General features: G+C 34.8%; 16 protein-coding genes and 1 tRNA gene. 14 read left to right on the top strand and 3 right to left on the bottom strand.

The features are described 5' to 3' along the window. Nucleotides 1-81: 81 nt before the first annotated feature. The 8 genes from JOC49_RS01250 to JOC49_RS01215 all read left to right on the top strand — a co-directional run bounded on the left by JOC49_RS01250 (nt 82) and on the right by JOC49_RS01215 (nt 9,499). A complete protein-coding gene (locus tag JOC49_RS01250; RefSeq protein WP_204661373.1) occupies nt 82-456 on the top strand; it encodes a ComEA family DNA-binding protein in 375 nt (124 codons plus the stop codon). Nucleotides 457-502: 46 nt separating this feature from the next. Continuing rightward, on the top strand, nt 503-1,549 hold the full coding sequence (selD, locus tag JOC49_RS01245) for a selenide, water dikinase SelD (RefSeq protein WP_204661371.1): 1,047 nt from the start codon (nt 503-505) through the stop codon (nt 1,547-1,549). Between the two features lie 8 nt (nt 1,550-1,557). Then, nucleotides 1,558-2,949 carry an L-seryl-tRNA(Sec) selenium transferase gene (selA, locus tag JOC49_RS01240; protein ID WP_204661369.1) on the top strand — a complete coding sequence of 464 codons (1,392 nt, stop codon included), beginning with the start codon at nt 1,558-1,560 and terminating at the stop codon, nt 2,947-2,949. Then, nucleotides 2,946-4,829, top strand: coding sequence for a selenocysteine-specific translation elongation factor (gene selB / locus JOC49_RS01235; RefSeq protein ID WP_204661367.1), 1,884 nt, complete (start codon nt 2,946-2,948; stop codon nt 4,827-4,829). The genes selA and selB overlap by 4 nt, the downstream gene beginning before the upstream one ends. Nucleotides 4,830-4,842: 13 nt before the next feature. Next, nucleotides 4,843-5,550, top strand: a complete 708-nt coding sequence (locus tag JOC49_RS01230; protein WP_204661365.1) for a response regulator transcription factor — start codon at nt 4,843-4,845, stop codon at nt 5,548-5,550. A 52-nt stretch (nt 5,551-5,602) separates the two neighbouring features. Next, nucleotides 5,603-6,943, top strand: coding sequence for a sensor histidine kinase (locus JOC49_RS01225; protein ID WP_204661363.1), 1,341 nt, complete (start codon nt 5,603-5,605; stop codon nt 6,941-6,943). Between the two features lie 10 nt (nt 6,944-6,953). Then, nucleotides 6,954-7,823 (top strand): GerMN domain-containing protein, encoded by an 870-nt coding sequence (locus JOC49_RS01220; RefSeq protein WP_204661361.1) that lies wholly within the window; start codon nt 6,954-6,956, stop codon nt 7,821-7,823. Between the two features lie 86 nt (nt 7,824-7,909). Beyond that, complete coding sequence (locus tag JOC49_RS01215; RefSeq protein ID WP_204661359.1) at nt 7,910-9,499, top strand: glycosyl hydrolase family 18 protein; 1,590 nt, start codon at nt 7,910-7,912, stop codon at nt 9,497-9,499. A gap of 47 nt (nt 9,500-9,546) precedes the next feature. On the opposite strand, the gene JOC49_RS01210 is transcribed toward JOC49_RS01215, so the two are convergent. Further along, nucleotides 9,547-9,643: transfer RNA gene (locus JOC49_RS01210), tRNA-Sec, on the bottom strand. Between the two features lie 52 nt (nt 9,644-9,695). Next, entirely contained in the window at nt 9,696-10,292 is a 597-nt protein-coding gene (gene plsY, locus JOC49_RS01205; protein WP_204661357.1) for a glycerol-3-phosphate 1-O-acyltransferase PlsY, read from the bottom strand. A gap of 112 nt (nt 10,293-10,404) precedes the next feature. Here plsY and JOC49_RS01200 point away from each other — a divergent pair, with 112 nt between their 5' ends. Continuing rightward, nucleotides 10,405-11,328: an alpha/beta hydrolase gene (locus JOC49_RS01200; RefSeq protein WP_204661355.1), complete on the top strand. Its 924-nt coding sequence runs from the start codon at nt 10,405-10,407 to the stop codon at nt 11,326-11,328. Here JOC49_RS01200 and JOC49_RS01195 read toward each other — a convergent pair. Then, nucleotides 11,318-12,523 (bottom strand): alanyl-tRNA editing protein, encoded by a 1,206-nt coding sequence (locus JOC49_RS01195; RefSeq protein ID WP_204661353.1) that lies wholly within the window; start codon nt 12,521-12,523, stop codon nt 11,318-11,320. The two genes, JOC49_RS01200 and JOC49_RS01195, sit on opposite strands and share 11 nt — an antisense overlap. A gap of 76 nt (nt 12,524-12,599) precedes the next feature. On the opposite strand from JOC49_RS01195, the gene JOC49_RS01190 reads away from it, so the two are divergent. Genes JOC49_RS01190 through holA form a run of 5 tightly spaced genes read left to right on the top strand, consistent with a single transcriptional unit; the run spans nt 12,600 to nt 18,951 of the window. Then, entirely contained in the window at nt 12,600-13,499 is a 900-nt protein-coding gene (locus JOC49_RS01190; protein WP_204661351.1) for a hypothetical protein, read from the top strand. A gap of 39 nt (nt 13,500-13,538) precedes the next feature. After that, nucleotides 13,539-13,970: a hypothetical protein gene (locus JOC49_RS01185; RefSeq protein WP_204661349.1), complete on the top strand. Its 432-nt coding sequence runs from the start codon at nt 13,539-13,541 to the stop codon at nt 13,968-13,970. A gap of 40 nt (nt 13,971-14,010) precedes the next feature. Then, nucleotides 14,011-15,762, top strand: a complete 1,752-nt coding sequence (locus tag JOC49_RS01180) for an Eco57I restriction-modification methylase domain-containing protein (protein WP_204661347.1) — start codon at nt 14,011-14,013, stop codon at nt 15,760-15,762. Between the two features lie 51 nt (nt 15,763-15,813). Then, the gene (locus JOC49_RS01175) at nt 15,814-17,937 is read left to right on the top strand and encodes a DNA internalization-related competence protein ComEC/Rec2 (RefSeq protein ID WP_204661345.1); all 2,124 of its coding nucleotides are present in this window, start codon (nt 15,814-15,816) and stop codon (nt 17,935-17,937) included. 3 nt (nt 17,938-17,940) lie between these two features. Continuing rightward, nucleotides 17,941-18,951, top strand: a complete 1,011-nt coding sequence (holA, locus tag JOC49_RS01170) for a DNA polymerase III subunit delta (protein WP_204661343.1) — start codon at nt 17,941-17,943, stop codon at nt 18,949-18,951. The last annotated feature ends 97 nt before the right edge of the window (nt 18,952-19,048 follow it).

The following is a 19,048-nucleotide window of genomic DNA, read 5'->3' as shown; positions in this document are numbered from 1 at the left end:
AACTCCATTATAAAGAAAATTTCTCCTTTTGTGTATAAAAATATGCTAAAATATAATTAATGGAAAATTATGGGAGATGTTATGAAGTTTATTCAGTGGTTATGGATCCTTATTTTTGTAGGCATTATAGGGGTAAAGGTCTTGATGTATGAGCCTTTTGAGATTCAAATAAATCCATCAGAAGGTCTAATTGATCAAGTGGAAATACTTAATACTCAAAAGCTTAAAGCAAATGAAATATTTGATCCTGTTGAAAAAAAATATTATACAATAGGCGAGTTTAACACACTCAGCCTTGATATGTACACGCATTTTAAAGGAATTGGACCTTCATTAGCAAAGGCGATATACGATTACATTCAAGAATTCGGGACATTTGATTCTTTTGAAGAGTTAACGTTGGTAAAAGGAATTGGGGATAAAAAACTCAAAGGAATGTTGGAGAATTCAAGATAATTTTTAGGAATAATGTTATAATAATTGTTGAATAGGAGGTGCTGAAATGTCAACTGTAAAATTAACACAGTATACAACTGCGTCTGGCTGAGGCGCTAAAATTGGTCCTGAGACCCTCGCGCAAGTTTTGTGCGATTTACCTAAGTTTAATAGTAAAGAGTTATTGGTGGGATTTGATGCCTCCGATGATGCTGCAGTTTATAAATTAAATGAGACACAAGCTTTGATTCAAACTTTAGACTTTTTCACCCCAATTGTTGATGATCCATATACATTTGGTACAATTGCAGCCACCAATGCCTTGAGTGATGTCTATGCAATGGGTGGTGAACCGACATTGGCACTCAATATAGTTGGGTTTCCAAATTGTTTGTCACCCCTTATTTTGAAAGACATATTAAGAGGTGGTGCTGATAAAGTAAAGGAAGCGGGTGCCTTGTTAGTAGGGGGACATTCTATTGAAGATGAAGAACCTAAATATGGGCTTTCTGTAAGCGGAATTGTCCACCCAGAAAAAATTTGGACGAATATAGGTGCCAGTGATGGTGATGTTTTGATATTGACAAAGCCATTAGGCATAGGCGTTTTAACAACTGCATTAAAAGAAGAAATGACTGATGCAGAAACATATGATGAAATTGTGCATATTATGACTTATTTAAACAAATATCCTTATGAAGTTTTAAAAAACTATGAGGTTCATGCATGTACAGATGTAACGGGATTTGGATTTTTAGGGCATGCGCTTGAGATGGCAAAAGGATCTAACGTTACGATAAAGGTTAATGTGGAAGATGTTCCTTTTATAAAAGCTGCCATTCCCTTTGCAGAGATGGGCATTATTCCTGCAGGTGCCTATCGAAATCGTGCACATGCCTTGTCCTCAATTGAAGTAGATCCTGAAATTGAGGAAGTTTATTTAGACTTGCTCTTCGATCCACAAACTTCAGGCGGACTCTTGGTTGCAGTTCCCGAATCTCAAGCAATTGAAATATTGGGAAAATTAAATGATGTATGTGAGATTAAAAGCCACATTGTGGGTAATGTTGTGGCGAAAAAAGAGATGTGTGTTATATTAAAAAATATAAAATAGGTGTTTTTATGAATGAATTGCTAAGACAAATACCAAAAATTGATCTTATCCTTGATAAGATTCCAAATGAATTTCATGACAAATTGGATCGAGAGATTTTAAAATCTAGAATTGAAACCCTTATAGATGACTTGAGAACTTCCATTAAAGCTGGTGAAGTATCCCATTTTGATGTTGATGATATCATTGGACGTGTCATAGAAGACATATCAAAGTTATGTGATTTCTCTTTAAAACGTGTGATTAATGGTACTGGAATTGTTCTCCACACTAATCTAGGGCGTGCCGTTATTTCAAAAGATATTTTTAAGGATAGCATTGAAGCATTGACACACTACAATACCTTAGAATATGATGTCAAAACAGGTAGACGCGGTATTCGTTATCAGCATATTGTAGAAAAGATTTGTGCATTAACAGGAGGCGAATCTGCAATTGTTGTGAACAATAACGCCGCAGCTGTTATGCTTGTGCTGAACACATTTGCTAAGAACAAGGAAGTCGTTGTTTCAAGAGGTGAACTTGTTGAAATTGGGGGCTCTTTTAGGGTTCCAGACGTTATGCTAGCCAGTGGCTGCATTTTAAATGAAATTGGTACAACAAATAAGACCCACTTAAGAGATTACGAAAATGCGTTAAATGAACAAACGGGTTTGATTTTAAAAGTGCATACAAGCAATTATAAAGTTGTTGGTTTTTCACAGTCTGTTGAGATTGATCAACTGGCAACTCTGGGGAAAAACAATGAAATACTTGTCTATGAAGATATTGGGAGTGGCTTGATACACAATATATTTGATGCTATCGCACACGATGAACCCATTGCTGTCGATTCAATTTCCAAAGGTGTCGATCTCGTTTCTTTTTCAGGCGATAAATTATTTGGTGGCGCACAAGCGGGATTTATTGTAGGAAAAAAAAGACACATAGATGTGATTGCGAAAAATCCTTTATTACGTGCTTTTAGAATTGATAAGTTTACTTTGGCGATTATTGAGCGTACACTCACTGAATACTTAAAACCACAAAGTTCAATAACCGGAATTCCAACAATTAATAAACTTAAAGAAAGTCCGATGGCAGTTCAACAACGGCTAAAAAATTTCGTTGACAATTTTGGAGAGGCCTTGATAAACCATGGACTAACCTATAGCATAGTTGAAACAAAAGCAGAGGTCGGTGGTGGCGCTATGCCACTTTATAAGTTGCCCTCTTTTGCGCTGGGATTGAAAGGACCTTTCTCTGTAAACCAATTACAAGATCAATTGAGACAATTGCAAACACCAATTATTGCCACTGTATCAAAGGATATTTTACTTTTGGATTTTAAGACAATTGATTCGGATGATTTTGACTTGTTGTATCAAGGGCTTAGAGACTGTTTGGAGGCAACACAATGAGAGATACATTAGTTGTGGGAACAGCCGGGCATATTGATCATGGAAAAACATCGCTTATTAAACATCTGACCGGTATTGATGCGGACCGACTTGCCGATGAAAAAAAAAGAGGCATAACCATTGACTTGGGATTTGCTTATTTAAAACTTAATGACAATCAACTAATTAGTTTTGTTGATGTTCCCGGTCATGAACGGTTTATAAAAAATATGCTTGCCGGTGCTATGGGGATGGACGCTGTTTTGATAGTTGTTGCAGCTGACGAAGGGTTTATGCCCCAAACACTTGAACATTTACAGATTTTATCACATTTAAACATCGCCAATGGGATTGTAGTGCTCACTAAATGTGATTTAGTAGATGAAGAAGAACTGGAATTTAGAAGAGAGGAAATAAAAGAATATTTAAAAGACTCTTTTCTTGAAAATGCACCAGTTGTTGAATATTCAATTCAGGATGACTCAGCGCGTTTAAACCTATTGGATCGTTTAAAAATGATGATGACTGATATGAAGCATGAGGTAACACATACCATCTCAAGGATGCCCATTGATCGTGTTTTTACCATTAAAGGACACGGGACTGTCGTTACAGGCACATTGATTGAAGGAAAAATTCAAGTGAACGACATGCTTTATCATTATCCTTCCAGAGCTTCTGTGCGTGTAAAATCAATTCAAGTACACAATGAATCTGTTTTGGAAGCTGTATATGGGCAACGGGTGGCGTTAAACCTTGCCATAGATAAGACTTTGATTCATCGAGGTGATATTTTATCCAGTTCAGATCTTTTGCCTGAATCTCATATTGTTGATGTTGAATTTAAAGCAGATTATGTTCCAGTTAAACATTGGCAAAGGATTCGATTATATCATGGGACTAAAGAAATTTTAGGCAGGATAGCGACTTTGAACCAAGATACAATCCAACCAAATGTAACTCAGATTATTCAGCTTAGACTTGAGAGTCCGTTGTTTGGTAAAGCGAACGATCCGGTTATCATTCGAAATTTTTCACCTTTGATAACTTTAGGAGGTGGCGTGATTGTTAATCCAAATGCTGAGAAACACCAATTTTCTGATGGGAATTTAAGCATTTCAGATGAAATTTTAGCAGGTATTCAAAACGAAAACCAACCATTTGTTTATTCAGATGACTTGTTTCATCCGATTCCACATGATTTGGATTCATGTAGGTTGGGATTCGAGGATTTGTTGAATGAAAATCGCATCGTTAATCTGACTCAGTCACTGTATTGTACAGATGAGTGGATGACCATGATTCTTGAAACATTAAGTAGGGAATTAAGTGATTTTCATGCCAAAAACCCGTTTAAGGCAGGTATTGATCGTGAGACTTTAAGATCACGACTGAATCAAGCCTTGACAAAGAAAAATCGATTTGATAAAAGCTTCTATCAACCTATCTTGAATTATGCAATTGAGAAAAACGCAATTGAGTTATCGGATCAATGGGTTAGCCTACCAGGCTATTCTATTGAACTTGGTAGTGAAGAGCAAAAATGGCTTAAAGTCATTGAGGATGCAGTGGATCAATCGGGTACAAGGCCTATTGGCATTAAAGATTTACCAGAAAGTAGAACCCTAACTAAAAAAACTCAAGAGGATCTTTTATATTATTTGATTAATTCTAATATTCTTGTTAAAATTAATGAAGAAGTTGTAATATTAAAAACACATTTGGAAACTTGCATAAATCTGCTCATCAAACACTTTGAACATAATGATGAACTCACTGTGGCAGAGTATAGAGATTTGTTAAACCTTTCAAGAAAGTCTAGTTTGGAGCTCTTGGAGTATTTTGACAGAATTCAATTGACGAAGAGATTTGAGAATTCTAGAGTTTTAATAAAAAAATGAATGGAGTGAAAGTATGGCTGAAAAAATTTTGGTAGTTGATGACGAACCTATTTTGTTAAAAGGGTTGAGATTCAGTTTAGAACAAGAGGGGTACGATGTTGAAACTGCAATGGATGGTAAGGAAGCCTATGACAAGATTTTATCCAACACTTATGATGCAGTTATTTTGGACTTAATGCTTCCAAGCATGGATGGTCTTGAAATTTGCAAAAAAGTCCGTGAAAATAAGTCTATGGTACCAATTCTAATGCTTACTGCAAAAGATGATGATTCTAGTAAGGTACTGGGCCTTGAATACGGTGCAGATGATTACATTACAAAACCATTTAACATGCTTGAACTTAAGGCTAGAATTAAAGCCATTTTAAGACGTGTTCAAGTAAGTGATCAAATGACAGCATCAAATCTGATAAATCTTGGAGACTTTAGTATCAATACTTTAGGCAGAAAAGTAACTGTTAATGGTCAACAAGTTAATTTAACAGCGAAAGAATTTGATTTATTGCTCTTATTGATTATGAATGAAGAAAAGGTGTATTCCCGTGAAGAGTTGTTGGAAACAATTTGGGGTTATGAGTATTTTGGTGATGTTCGTACGGTAGATGTTCACATTCGCCGTTTAAGAGAAAAAATTGAAAGCAATTCCTCGCAACCAGAATATATATTAACAAAATGGGGAGTGGGTTACTATTTTAAGAATAAAAAGAAAAGAGTCCTTTAAAAGTATTAGGTGGAAACTTGTTTCCACCTATTTAATATTGATAATATTTGTTATGATTGTCACCATTTTAATTGTGGAAGATCAACTTATTCGCACCAATGTTGAAAAGGAAGGGCAAAATCTCGAGTTACAAAATCATACGATTGCAACTCAAGTTGCTGCTTTTGTTGGAAATATCAATAATTCTTATACAAAACAATATGTTGACGACATTATCAAGGAATCCAGTTTTGAATATGGTGCCAGAATCTTAATCCTAAACCTTGAAGGAGAAGTGCTGATTGATTCATATGACACACTGGTTGGCAGCACACTTGACACCAACGAAATACAATCTGCCCTTGAAGGTCGTTCTGAGAGTACAATATATACCCATGAAAGTGATTTTGTGTTCTATTGTGCCACACCAATAATAGAACAAAATAATCTAGTAGGGATTTCCTTTTTATCAACTTCTGCAAATCATATTTTTGAAGATGTTAATGAAATTATTGACCATTTACTTTTTATTTTTACGACGGCTGTATTAATGTCAGTGTTAATCAGCGTTATTTTTGCGCGCATTATTTCTAGACCGATTGAATCTTTAACAAAGTCTGTACAAAATATTACGCAAGGGAAATATGATACTAAAGTAGATGTGACAAGTAAAGATGAAATTGGTGAATTGGGTAATGCGTTTAATATGATGGCAACCAAACTTTATCAAGTGGATGAAAGACGCAGAAAATTCGTTTCTAATGTCTCACATGAATTGAGAACGCCAATGACTTCAATGAAAATTGTTTCTGAAACCTTATTGGCAAATTCCACTTGGGAAGAATCTGTTTACAGAGAGTTTTTGAATGACATTCATATTGAAGTAGATCGACTTAACAATATAATTGACAGCTTGCTTTATTTGGTTAGAGTTGAAAAAGATGACTTAGAATTGGATTATAATATGACATACGTTAATTATTTGATTGAATGGGTGATTAAAACATTAAAACCAATTGCTGATCAGAAAAACATTGACTTAAAACTTGTGTCTCATAACAAAGTTCAGATTCAATTGGATCAAGAAAAGATGCAACAATGCTTGCTAAATATTATTGGAAATAGTGTTAAATATACACCAGAAGGTGGTAGCGTGACAATTGATTTGTCTGAGTCAAAAGAAATCGTCTCGATTAAAATTATCGATACAGGCATTGGAATTCCTGAAAAAGACCTCCCATTTATTTTCGATCGCTTTTATCGTGTGGATGAGGCAAGGGCGAGAAAAACAGGTGGTACTGGGTTGGGACTCGCTATCGCGCAACAAATTGTCATGCTTCATCAAGGGACGATTGAAGTAGAGAGTCAATTTGGCATTGGGACTACAGTTTCAATTAAAATCCCTCGTCTTTAAGGAGTCAGAAATGAGATTGCCCTATAAAACATTAATTGCACTTGTCTTATGCGCTTTGGTATTAATTATACATGCTTATTTCAATCAGCCTTACGCCAGCCTTACAACGCAACAGTATATTGAGCCAATTCATGACCAGGTATCTGTTAAATCAACTTTATATTATGTGTTTGATGGTGCCTTGTTTCCATATACTGCAAATCTTCAGGTTAAAGATGGCAAGTATGCAAGTGCGGTTATTGATCAGATGAAGTCTGAGCCTGTTAATACCCACTATAAGACACTTTTCAACTTTGAAGTTGAAGTTGAATCCATTGAAATTGTAAATCGTACAGCTTATATAAATTTTTCAGAACAGATGCTTTCTTCTGATTTGATGGCCTCATCTGATTTAGATCTTTATATTTGGTCTTTAGTAAATAGTTTGACAGAACTCAAAAACGTTTCAAATGTTCAGCTTATGGTTTCAGACCAACCTATAACATATCAGGTTTCTGGTAGGGACTTATCAGTTCCTTTGACACGTGATATGACCTTGGTTTATGCATCTGAAAAACGGCCATCAGATGCGGCTGAAGAATTTATAAAAACAATTGTATCCACTCGATTTGACCTATCTTATGCACTTCTATCTGAAGAAAGTCGATCTTACTATACCTATACGGAATTTGTTTCATATGCAGATGATTTAAAGCAGGAATTGGATGCATATGCGTATAAAAATCATTACACAAAAAGAAGCAGTGATGGTTGGGAAGTTTTATTGAAATTTAGCATGCCTTATAATAAAGATGGATTTGAATTGGACTTGTATAAAAAGTTTTTTGTCATATTTGAAGAAGAAACCTATAAGTTGTGTTTGTGCAATCATAAAGATTAAAAGAAATTTAATCAACCTGTCATGTTATTACGGTCAGTTCCAGTTTATAATAAAGATATGAATGGAATGGAAATGGGGTAGTGTTCATGAAAAAATTATTGGTTGTTTTTTTGAGTTTAAGTATGTTATTTCCAAATATTGCGTTTGGTGAAACTTCATATTCTGATGTTGATGTGTCACATTGGGCTTATGAAGCGATTCACCATGTTAGCGAGTTGGGAATCATAGATGAAGAAAGTTCTTTTGGTATGGGAACGCCAGTTTCTTTAGAATCCTATATAACTTGGATTAACGAAATTGGACGTCTTTATCCGCAAATCGGCATTCGATCTGATTTAACAGTTGAAGATGTGACTGCACCAATTAGCCGATTGGATGCAATTGTAACCTTGATTGGGGCTTTTGGGTTAGATGCACAAGCAGAAACATTGAGACATTGTGAGATTCCTTTTATAGACTCAAATGATAAAGTTGGGTATATAAAAATGGCTTTAGATTTCAACTGGCTTACAGTAAATCCAGAAAAAACATTTAGACCAAATGATTATGTAACGCGCGAAGAAGCTGTTACAATCTTGTACCGCGCGATTCAAAAGATCGATTCACCGATGCCACATTTAATGTCATATTATGCAATCAGTTCTTATAGCCAAGCAGAAATCTCAAGTCATTTATCAGATTTGGCTTATGGATGGAGTCGATTTGAATTGGACCCTTCAAATGGACTGACTCTAAATATGTCTGCATCCAACAGCAATGAATACAGTGTACCCTCTCAGTATACCTTGGCTTTTGATGCAACACTTCGTGATGAAACAACACCATATTTAATGTTATTTGTCAAAGAAGACTATGTGTACGATTCGGATCTAAAGAAACAAGTATCCCTGACAGAGTACATCCTTTCAGATAAAACGAGAAGAGAAACTGCAATTGATGCTGTTGAAGCTTCTTTAAAACAATTTCCTCAATTTAAAGGTGTGCTTGTAGATTTTGAAGGCTTAAAAGGGGCGGATAACGCGCTTAATTTATCTTTGTTTTTAGAAGGTTTAAGGGAAGAGTTGGGGGACTCATATAAGATTGCCACAGCTGTTCATCCGCCAAGAGCAGAGGGAATTGCCTATTATGATGGGTATGATTTTAGAAAAATAGGTGCTGTATCAGATTTGATTGTTTTAATGGCACATGATTATTATCCAAAAAAATTAACAGAAAGTGAAATGGAATCAGGATTAACCATCACACCACTTTCACCTTTTGATGAAATTTATTATGCGATTAAAGTAATTCTTGATTCAGAAAAAGGCATAGAGGACTCTGAAAAATTGGTGCTCCAAATTTCAATTGATTCTGCACAGTGGAAAGTATCTGACGGCAGAATAATCAATTCAAGGCCTTATAATCCTACGTATTCCGCTATACTTGAACGTATTGAATCTGGTGCAATCTTGGACTACTCAAAAAAATACCAAAATCCAACGATTGTTTTTGAAAATGAATCAGATTTAACCCGTAATATTGTTTGGTTTGAAGACTCAAAAAGTGTTCAAGCAAAAATCAATTTGGCTTATTTGCTTGATTTAGGTGGCATTTCGATTTGGAGACTCGGAACGATACCTGATTTTGAAGAGAGTGTTCTGGATATATGGACTCAAATAAAAAGCAATTATGAATAAAGCAAAAGACCTGAAACAGCTGTTAAACTGTCTCAGGTCTTTTTTAATGGCGGAGGCACGTGGGAATCGAACCCACCCAGGAAGCTCTTAACCCCCCGTGCTGATTTTGAAGATCAGAAGGCACACCAGCACCCCTCTGCCTCCATGTTCTTTATAATGATAGCATATTTTGTTTAAATTTAACAGTAGAGGGATATTATTTTTTATTAAGGATTTTAGTTTCTGTACCACTTATGAGTCTAGATAAGTTGCTACGGTGTCTGTAGATCACAAAAATTGCAAGTAAGAATGAAAACACAATTTGCACATAGGCGGGGTACATAAAAAATGTCAAAATCGGTAAAATAATTGCGCTTCCAATAGATGCAAGGGACATATATCGAGTTGTTAAAATAACCAAGAACTGAAAGACCAAAATTATTGGAAAAATAAGGGGAAAAACAATAGCAATTACACCAGCTGAGGTCGCAATGCCTTTTCCGCCGTTAAAACCAAGCCAAACAGAGTAGCAGTGGCCAAGAACTGCAAAGCCACCTGCAATTAGGCCACCTGTAACACCATATAATTGGTTGCCTATTAAAGCAGGGATTAAACCTTTTAAAAAATCTCCAGCAAATGCAAGTACGCCAACTTTTAGACCTAAAGTACGAACGACATTTGTTGTTCCGGTATTTCCACTACCATGTTGGCGAATATCAATTCTACCAAGAATTTTGGGGATTAAATAAGAAAAGGGAACGCTCCCAATTAAATAACCCAGTGTCATAATTAAAATATAATTGATGAATGTCATAATTGCCTCCATAATTGTTTTGCATTTATATTTTAGCATAAAAATATTGGAGTTAAAACATTCAAGTGGAAGTGTTATAATAAAGTTATTATTAGAAAATTAGGGGGCAACTATGAAAACAAGTTTTAAGCAAGATTCATTTGGTGAGTTTATGTTGGATAGCCGGAAATGGCACTCAGATTGTGAACCAAGTGCAATTGTGGTGATTTCTCATGGTATGGCTGAGCACATTGATCGTTATGATCATTTTGCAAATTTTCTTTTGGATCATGGCATCTTTACATATGGGCATTCACATCGCGGTCATGGCTTAACTGCTGGCGGAAAAACCAATCTTGGATTACTGTGTGAAAATGGTTGGATGAAAATGAAAGAAGATTTACGCAGAATTGTTCAATATGTAAAAGCAGAGTATCCGCATAAGCCAATAATACTTCTTGGGCACAGTATGGGTTCATTTTTGGCAAGGGATTATCTTATGGACTATTGTGATCAAATTAATGGTGTTATTTTAACAGGCACAGGGTATCAACCTAAATCATTGTTGAAATTTGGTAAATTTATAGCAGGTGCTGAATCAAAGTTTAGAGGGTCAAGACATCGCTCAAAACTGCTAAATCAACTTTCATTTGGATCTTATTCAAAATCCATTAAAGATGCTCAAACTGATTTCGATTGGCTAAGCACCGATTCTAAAGAAGTAGAGAAGTATATAAATGATCCTTTTTGTGGAAATGTTCACACGACAGGGTTTTACTATGGATTTTTTGAAAACTTAATACGCATCATCTATAGTCCGGAATTTTTAAATGATAAAAGTGATATTCCAATGTTGCTTATGTCAGGGTCTGATGATCCAGTAGGCGATTTTGGAAAAGGCGTTAAAAAAACCCAAGAAGCATTCAGCAAGCTTGGGTATGATACAACACTTAAATTAATAGAAGGTGCACGTCATGAAGTTTTAAACGAAGTCAATAAAGTAGACGTTTATCATATACTGTTAGATTGGATTAAGCGGTATAATTTTATAGAATAAGGGCCTCTATATGTGACTCAATTTCAGCGAGTTGTTTTTCTAGATCTATAGGCTCAGTTGTACCGCCTTGTGCTATGAGGGCATTTCCACCGCCTTTAATGGTCTCTGATTTTAGATAGGTTTCAAACAAGTGACTCATATTGTAGCTTTTATCTAAGTCTTTTGACTTTATCAGTACAATATGCTGCTTGCCTTCTTCCGTTGAAATGCCGAGTACAATTGTGTTTGGCATTTCTGTAATTTTTTGTGCTTTCAGTCGAAGGGCATTCATCCCCATTTGGTCTTCTAATAGTTTAATGACTTTTAAACCAGTTATGTCTTCATAATCCTTGGTAATGGCATTGGCCTCATAGGTTATAATTTGGGATTCCAAATCGGATAAATTACGTTTGGTCTCTTTTAGTAATTTTAGAGTATTTTCTGCAAAAGTAAGAACTTCATTTTCAGGCACAGAAAAAAGGTGCATGAGTTTGGTTATAATATGGTTTTGTATGTTAAAAACTTGTAAGGCAAGTAAGCCACAGACAAATTCAATCCGCACACCACTCTTATAATGGTCATATTTGCGAATTTTTAGGATGCCAATTTCGCTTGTAGTTCTCAAATGTGTGCCCCCACATGGTGAAAAGTCCAAATCATCGATTTCTACAATGCGTATGTCCTTGGTTACTTTGGGCATTTTACGAAGGGGAAGGGTTTCGAGTTCCTCTGATGTGGGGTAATGAATGCGAATTTCTTTGTTTGCAAAAATAAAGTCATTGATTGAACTTTCAAGAGAACGCACTTCTTTTTCAGTGAGTTTACGATCTAGATCAACCGTCACATAACCGTCTCCAATATGGAATCCCACGGTATTTGCTTGAAAAGTAGTGTAGGCAACAGCTGATAGAAGGTGTTGCCCAGTATGTTGCTGCATTAACAGTAAACGTCTCTTAGAATCAATATGGCACTTAACAGATTTAGCAATCATTTCTTCAGGGCACGGTTGTTGGGTGATGTGAAATATTTCAGCCCCCATTCGAATTGTATCAACAATTTCAAAGGCGTCAATAAAGCCATGATCGCCAGGTTGGCCGCCGCCCTCAGGATAGAAGTAAGTTTCAGATAGCGTAATGGCGTATAAACCTTCATAAGGAATACAGGATAGTATTCTGGCTTCAAAATCATAAGTATAAGCATTTGTTAAGTATTTCATAAAAATAACCTCCATTAACTTTAATACATCTTCTATTTAGTATATAATATTTTAATGACGCGTAAAGGAGAATTAAATGAATTTGATAGAATTTGAATCAATTTATACGGACGTATTGGCATATGCTCTTCAAGAGCGTTTTAAAAAGGACTTAGAACTTGCAAAATCAACTTTTCTTATAAAAGACGATCAAAGTGATTTTTTAGGTTTTACAGAATGGTTTGTTTTTCATTACCCTTTAAAGTCAAGTGGAAAAACAATTGTTCAACAAATGGCTTCTGAACGAGAGGATGCTTTATTAAGTGCACTAAGCCACTCATATAGGAGTATTTTCGAACTTAAGGCTGAAAATGATAAATTATATGCATTAGACATCTTCACAGGGATGCATTTCCAACTTCAAAGTGCAAAGCTGGATCCAGAAATGCTTTATGGCTTAAGATTGGTTGAAAATGATGGTTTTTATGAAGTTGTCGGGGATGAATTGACGTTTGAGAAGGCACATAAGAGTTTGATTAAGCGTCATGTTTTAGACCAGTTCAATAAACTGAATACCTTAGAAAGCCCTATGTCTTTTGAATCATTTATTGGAACAAATGCCCATATCTTATATAAATTATACGATGTCCTGGATGCAGTGTATGAAGAAAATATGCACGATGACATTTACGAATTACATCAGGCATCTTTTGCGCTTAAAGTTAGTGTGGATGAGTGGTTAGATGTTTTAAGTGAAAGTGATTTGACGATAATTCCAGATGAGGATGACGCTTTAATTTTCAGGCTATATTCTCAAGAATCATTAATTTCAGAATTGGAATTTGAAGAACATAAATTCAATTTGCTTTGTAACAATGAAAGTCAATTGACTTATTTGATTCAATTAATTAATACCATTGCCGATGATAAGGCTATATTTTTAAGTCAATCTAAATATTTAATCGAAGATTTGTTAGAGGGCGGATTTGACAACTAGCCCTAATTGATAGTACAATGGTCTTAATCGTTATAAAATTTGAAAGGAGTAGTTGATAAAACTATGGATACAGGCCCTTCGGAGGTTCCCGAACAGGATTTAACCTCACTGAAAAAGCTTGAAATGACAGATGTACTTGAAGACATTAAAATGTTGCTGGAGCAGCATGACAACCCAGCACTTGAACTTCAACGGTATTTGTCTGAAGTGGAATCTAAAATTAATGATGAAAACAAACTGAAATTGGAGTCCGTCGATCGCAATCATATTAAACATTTGATTGAAAAGCACCCCTATTTTAAAAATCCTTCAACCTATCATATACGTTTAATTACAATTATGAAGTACTTGAAGAAAAAGGGTGTGGACATAACTTTAAATGACTTTGACCTTTTGGTTGATGAGATTATTATGTCTATTGACGATGTCGAAAAGATAAGTTATGGTAAATACAGTCGAAAAAGGTTTTAGCGCTTTGCGTTAAAACCTTTTTTATATGATGAGGTCCTATATGAAACTTGAAAAATATATTGCTTTAAAAAACAAATATGGACATGCAAAAGAAATTGACACGCATAAATTGTATGCTTCTGGAGCTGTTTATACACCAGATGAACCTGCAAATCACCTTGCCAAAATGGCAATTTTACAGTATTTAAGAATTAACAAACCTAATTTTGTGCCATCTTTTGAAGCCTTCTTTGAAAATAATGTGGTTGATGAAAACGCCCATAGCCTTTTTAACTTGTTGAAATCCTTGAAAGTATTGGATTTAGCCAGTGGATCTGGAATGCTTGTTTTAACTTATGTGGAATTGATGATTCGTTTTTCAAATGCAATCCATTTAAACTCACATGCCTTTATAAAAGACATGCTTGAAAATAAAATTGTCGTATTTGACATTAGTGAAGATGCAATTAATAAATATAAAGAACTGTGTCTGGCGTTGGGAAAAGCTTATGGTCTAAGAGATGAAATTCAGTTTAAAGCTGTATATTGTCAAAATTCGCTTATAAGCGACCTATCACCGTACAACAACACTTTTGATTTAATTCTTGGGAACCCACCCTATATTGGAGAGAAGGGGAATACTAAAATTTTCAATGTACTCAAAGAATCAAATTTCGGTTCAAAATGGTATGAAGGCAAAATGGACTATTTTTATTTTTTTATTTACAAAGGTTATGATTTGTTAAAATCCAATGGCGTATTGTGTTATTTAACTTCCAATTATTTTTTCACCGCTGATGGGGCTAAAAAATTGCGCAACTTTATTTTTGAAACGTTTTATTTATCGAGTTTGCTAAATTATGGCGCCCAATCCGTTTTTGGAGATTACAAGCTACATGCGGCTATATATACACTACAGAAAGACAAATGTAACACAGTCTACCTCTATAACAAAAACTGTAACTGTGTGAGCGAAGTTTCGCACGAGACCGTCTTTGACAAAGAGTTGAATATGCACTTTATTTCAGACCCAATGATTTATAAGATTTTATCGAAAATGGAAGCGCAAAGTATAGGCACACTTGAAGCCTATTATGATGTCTTTCAAGGGATTGTTTCTGGTTTGGACCGAAAGGATGGAGAAGGTGTTTTTGTCTATAAGGACAAAGAAGTGGATCGGTTGCCAGAGTCTGTAAAACCTTTTTTAAAACCCTTCTATAAAAATAGTGCCATCTGTCATTATCATCATAAAGGAACAACCCCATATTCAATTTTGTACATCACCAAAAATAGAGCCCCTAAAGAAATTGAGTCTCTATTGTTTCCATACAAGGCTTTGTTGGAAAATAGAAGAGAAGTTAAAAATGGTGTTAGAAAATGGTACGAGCTTACGTGGCCTAGACAAGAGAACGTTTTTTTAGGGCCAAAAATCATTGTACCACAACGTGCAAAAGCCAATTATTTTGCTTTTGATTCTGGTGATTTTTTTGCTTCGGCAGACATTTATTTTATTAAAGACACATTGTTTTCTATCTATTCATTAGAGGTATTAACCATGGTTTTAAACGCCAGATTATATAAGTTGTGGTTGACTTATAAGGGAAAACGAAAGGGTGACTTGTTGGAACTGTATGCAACACCTTTAAAAAAAATCCCACTACCAAATTTATCTGACAAGCAAAAGAATCTTTTAAATGCACATTTTAGTGGTTCCGAGCAAAGTGTTTTGCCCATTGTTGATGTGGACAAAATTATATATGAAGCTTATGGGTTTACACCTGAAGAAATTAAATATATGGATACACTTGATTAATACATCAAACTCCTATAAAATGGAAATATATTCCAAATTATAGGAGTTTTTGTGAATCGTAAATTTGTTTTTTCTATGTGCTTAATTGTTGTATCCCTCTATTTTATGACCCAAACGCACTATCTGGGGTTGGTGAGTGAAAAGAGAGCAGAAGTACCTACAAATACCGATATTGGGGCATATGAAGTGACCATTCAAGGTAAAGTGAATGCTTACAACCTTTCCAAATCCTATATGATATTTGAAACCAAGGATTCCAAAAATGGAAATTCTATTTTATTAAGACTGAATTTTCGAGGCATAGGGTCTGTTGAAACGCTCCTTTTAAAAAAACAATATCATTTGTATGTAACGCTTGATCAAAACAAAAACCCTTTTATAAGCCAAAAGAACACATTTGGATTTGACTATGATCGATATCTTTTTGCAAATGGTATATTGGGTCAATATAAAATTATTTCAGCAACAGCTGACTTACAAAACAAAGTGTGTCCACACTGCATGGTTTTAGACTCACGAAGACATGTGGAACGCTTCTTTGAAACTTCCTTTTCCCCCAGCACATCTGGGTTTTTAAAAGCTTTGATTTTAGGGGATTCTGACTCATTCGAAAATTATAATCAGTTTAAAAATCTAGGCCTTGCACATATTTTTGCCATATCTGGCTTACACTTTGGCCTTCTATTTAAAGGCGTTCAGAAGTGCATATATTTACCAAATAGATGGCTTAAATCTATAATTTCAATTTTTGTAATGGGCATATTTCTGATCTGGGTTGGCGCAAGTTATTCTGCACAAAGAGCCTTTTGGATTATCAGCTACCAGATGTATGCTAATGTTCGAAATTTAAATGACGATGTATTTAGTGCAATTGCATTTTCTTCTGCAATGATTTTATTAAGATCCCCTTGGGCTATTTTATCAGTTTCATTTCAATTGTCATTTTATGCGTATATTATGATTGCCGTTTTTTACAAAAAATGGCTTGTTTTTAAAAGTCCAAACAAATGGATTCAAACCGTCCAATTCTCTATTTTAATTCAAATTTTCATGATGCCTGCAACCCTTTATTATTTTGAGGTCTTAAACCTATGGGGGGCTTTTTCTAACGTGTTGATTGTACCTCTAATAGGTTTGGTTTTACCTCTTGGTCTTATACTTAGTATGTTGAGTATGACGGGGTTGACACTTACAAATTTGGCGTTTATGGAGCATTTGGTTGCCCTCATTAACTTAATTGCAAGTAAAATGCCTTTTAAACCCTTTGAACTATATGGGATTTCCAATCAAATCTTTAAAAATGTGGTTCTAATCATCTGGTTCTATTTTATTTTAAAAACTTTACGTTTAAATAAAAGGCTTAAATACAATGTCCTTGTGTTTGGTATTATGCCCATTATATTGGTGTCAAATATAATGCCACAAGCGCCAAAATTATACATTCATTTTATTGATGTTGGTCATGGGGATTGTGCAATTATTCAATATGGAGAACGTGCAATAGCCGTTGATACCGGTGACGGATTTCAAGGTGTTGAATCTCACTTAAGCGGTTTTGGAATCTTGTATTTGGATTTTATAGTTTTATCCCACGCCCATCATGATCATATTGGAGGACTGGAAGCGCTTATAAAAGCATATCCCGTAAAAACGGTCTTAACCACCTTAAGTACGTCTGAAAAGCTTAATAATTCTAATACAAAAATTGTGGAAAAACCTAAGGAAATTAGTTGGATGCCAGGGGTGACGTTTTTAATTCAACCACTTGAATCTGATGCCAATGAAAATGATGATTCTTTAGTTTTACAGATGACCTATGGAAGCCATACTGCCTTATTTTTAGGTGATATTAGTATTGATAAACTTAGAAGATTAGCGTTGCCAAAATCGATCTCAATTTTAAAGGTACCACATCATGGCTCTAAAACCTCTTTGTATGCACCACTATACAAAGATCACAACGTTTTATATGCAATTGTTAGTCACAATTCAAAATACAACTTTCCTTCGGAATCGGTGATTGAAACACTTGCTTTATCTAAAATCAAAACATTTTCTACTTACTGTCACGGTGGCATAAGTTTTGAGTTAGACCCAAAGGGCATTAATTATCATACTTTTTTGAGTGACAATGGCGTTGATGTTTTGTATAATGAAATGAATATTGGAGGCTAAAGCATGGACTTTTTAACGTATTACAAACAGATTAGTTCTGGAAATTTAAACTCAATTGCTGTTTTTACTGGTGATGAAACTTATAATATTGATCATACATTAAAATATATTGAGGGTCATTTTTTAGAACCCATATATAAGGATTTCAATTACGATGTCATTGAGTCTAATTTTGACATAGATGGTTTTATGGCACTTGCATCTACTTTACCGTTTATGGATCAAAGACGGATTATCATCATTCATAATACGGGTGTATTGAAACAGATTAAGGATCAGCAAGAGGATCATTTGATTGATTATTTAAAAAATATGTCGGAGACAAGTGTGGTTATTTTTAGAGAATCTGAGTTGGATGGTCGTAAAAAAATTGGAAAGTGGCTAAAGAAGAATAGCGACTGGGTCCAATTTGACAAACTTAGTTCAAGTGACTTTCTAAAATGGTGCACCAAAAAGTTCAAATTGTATGTGGGTAACATTGATTCAAAAACTTTAAGTTACTTTGTTGAACGTGTTGATTATTTAGATCCAGCTTCTGGTAAAAATCTATATGATGTTGAAAACACAATTAAAACCCTTTGTGGGAATCAAAAACAAATCCAAATTGAAATGATTGACCAATATGTGAGTGTGCCACTAGAACACAATATTTTTAAATTAATGGATGCCATTAGTTATCGAAATTTATCTGAAGCGATGATAACTTTGAATCAATTTATAAATGCAGGGGAGCCTGTCATTAAGATTTTTACATTAATTGCACAACAATTTCGAAATATTTATAAAATGAAATTGCTGATTGAAGCGGGGTATACCAGTTCAACAGCTGCTTCAAAATTGGATATCCATCCATATGCAGCAAAAAAAGCATCTACTTTTGCAGTAAAATACACAAAAGATCAACTGTCAGAAATACTTGCTTTAATGGAGAGAACGGACATAGCCCTTAAATCAACTGGCATTAAGCAACAGTTAACCCTGGAGAAGGCGCTTTTTGAAATGGCTCAAATGTAAATGGTGTTCAAAAAGACGAAAGCGTACTTCAAAGAGAAGTACGCTTTTTTAATATTTGATCAAATATTAAATTGACACGGTCATTTTTTCGGGGATT

This window comes from Fusibacter tunisiensis, assembly GCF_016908355.1.
In the GTDB taxonomy this organism is placed as follows: Bacteria; Bacillota; Clostridia; order Peptostreptococcales; family Acidaminobacteraceae; genus Fusibacter_D; species Fusibacter_D tunisiensis.
The sequence above is the reverse complement of the archived record's forward strand: the minus strand, read 5'-3'. Positions and strand labels throughout refer to the sequence as shown.

What these genes read in the sequence shown, in the direction of transcription:
- JOC49_RS01215 (WP_204661359.1), top strand. Translation starts at nt 7,910, where the DNA reads ATGAAAAAATTATTGGTTGTTTTTTTGAGTTTAAGTATGTTATTTCCA.
- selB (WP_204661367.1), top strand. Translation starts at nt 2,946, where the DNA reads ATGAGAGATACATTAGTTGTGGGAACAGCCGGGCATATTGATCATGGA.
- JOC49_RS01180 (WP_204661347.1), top strand. Translation starts at nt 14,011, where the DNA reads ATGAAACTTGAAAAATATATTGCTTTAAAAAACAAATATGGACATGCA.
- JOC49_RS01200 (WP_204661355.1), top strand. Translation starts at nt 10,405, where the DNA reads ATGAAAACAAGTTTTAAGCAAGATTCATTTGGTGAGTTTATGTTGGAT.
- JOC49_RS01195 (WP_204661353.1), bottom strand. Translation starts at nt 12,523, where the DNA reads ATGAAATACTTAACAAATGCTTATACTTATGATTTTGAAGCCAGAATA.
- plsY (WP_204661357.1), bottom strand. Translation starts at nt 10,292, where the DNA reads ATGACATTCATCAATTATATTTTAATTATGACACTGGGTTATTTAATT.
- JOC49_RS01230 (WP_204661365.1), top strand. Translation starts at nt 4,843, where the DNA reads ATGGCTGAAAAAATTTTGGTAGTTGATGACGAACCTATTTTGTTAAAA.
- JOC49_RS01250 (WP_204661373.1), top strand. Translation starts at nt 82, where the DNA reads ATGAAGTTTATTCAGTGGTTATGGATCCTTATTTTTGTAGGCATTATA.
- JOC49_RS01220 (WP_204661361.1), top strand. Translation starts at nt 6,954, where the DNA reads ATGAGATTGCCCTATAAAACATTAATTGCACTTGTCTTATGCGCTTTG.
- selA (WP_204661369.1), top strand. Translation starts at nt 1,558, where the DNA reads ATGAATGAATTGCTAAGACAAATACCAAAAATTGATCTTATCCTTGAT.
- JOC49_RS01225 (WP_204661363.1), top strand. Translation starts at nt 5,603, where the DNA reads ATGATTGTCACCATTTTAATTGTGGAAGATCAACTTATTCGCACCAAT.
- JOC49_RS01190 (WP_204661351.1), top strand. Translation starts at nt 12,600, where the DNA reads ATGAATTTGATAGAATTTGAATCAATTTATACGGACGTATTGGCATAT.
- holA (WP_204661343.1), top strand. Translation starts at nt 17,941, where the DNA reads ATGGACTTTTTAACGTATTACAAACAGATTAGTTCTGGAAATTTAAAC.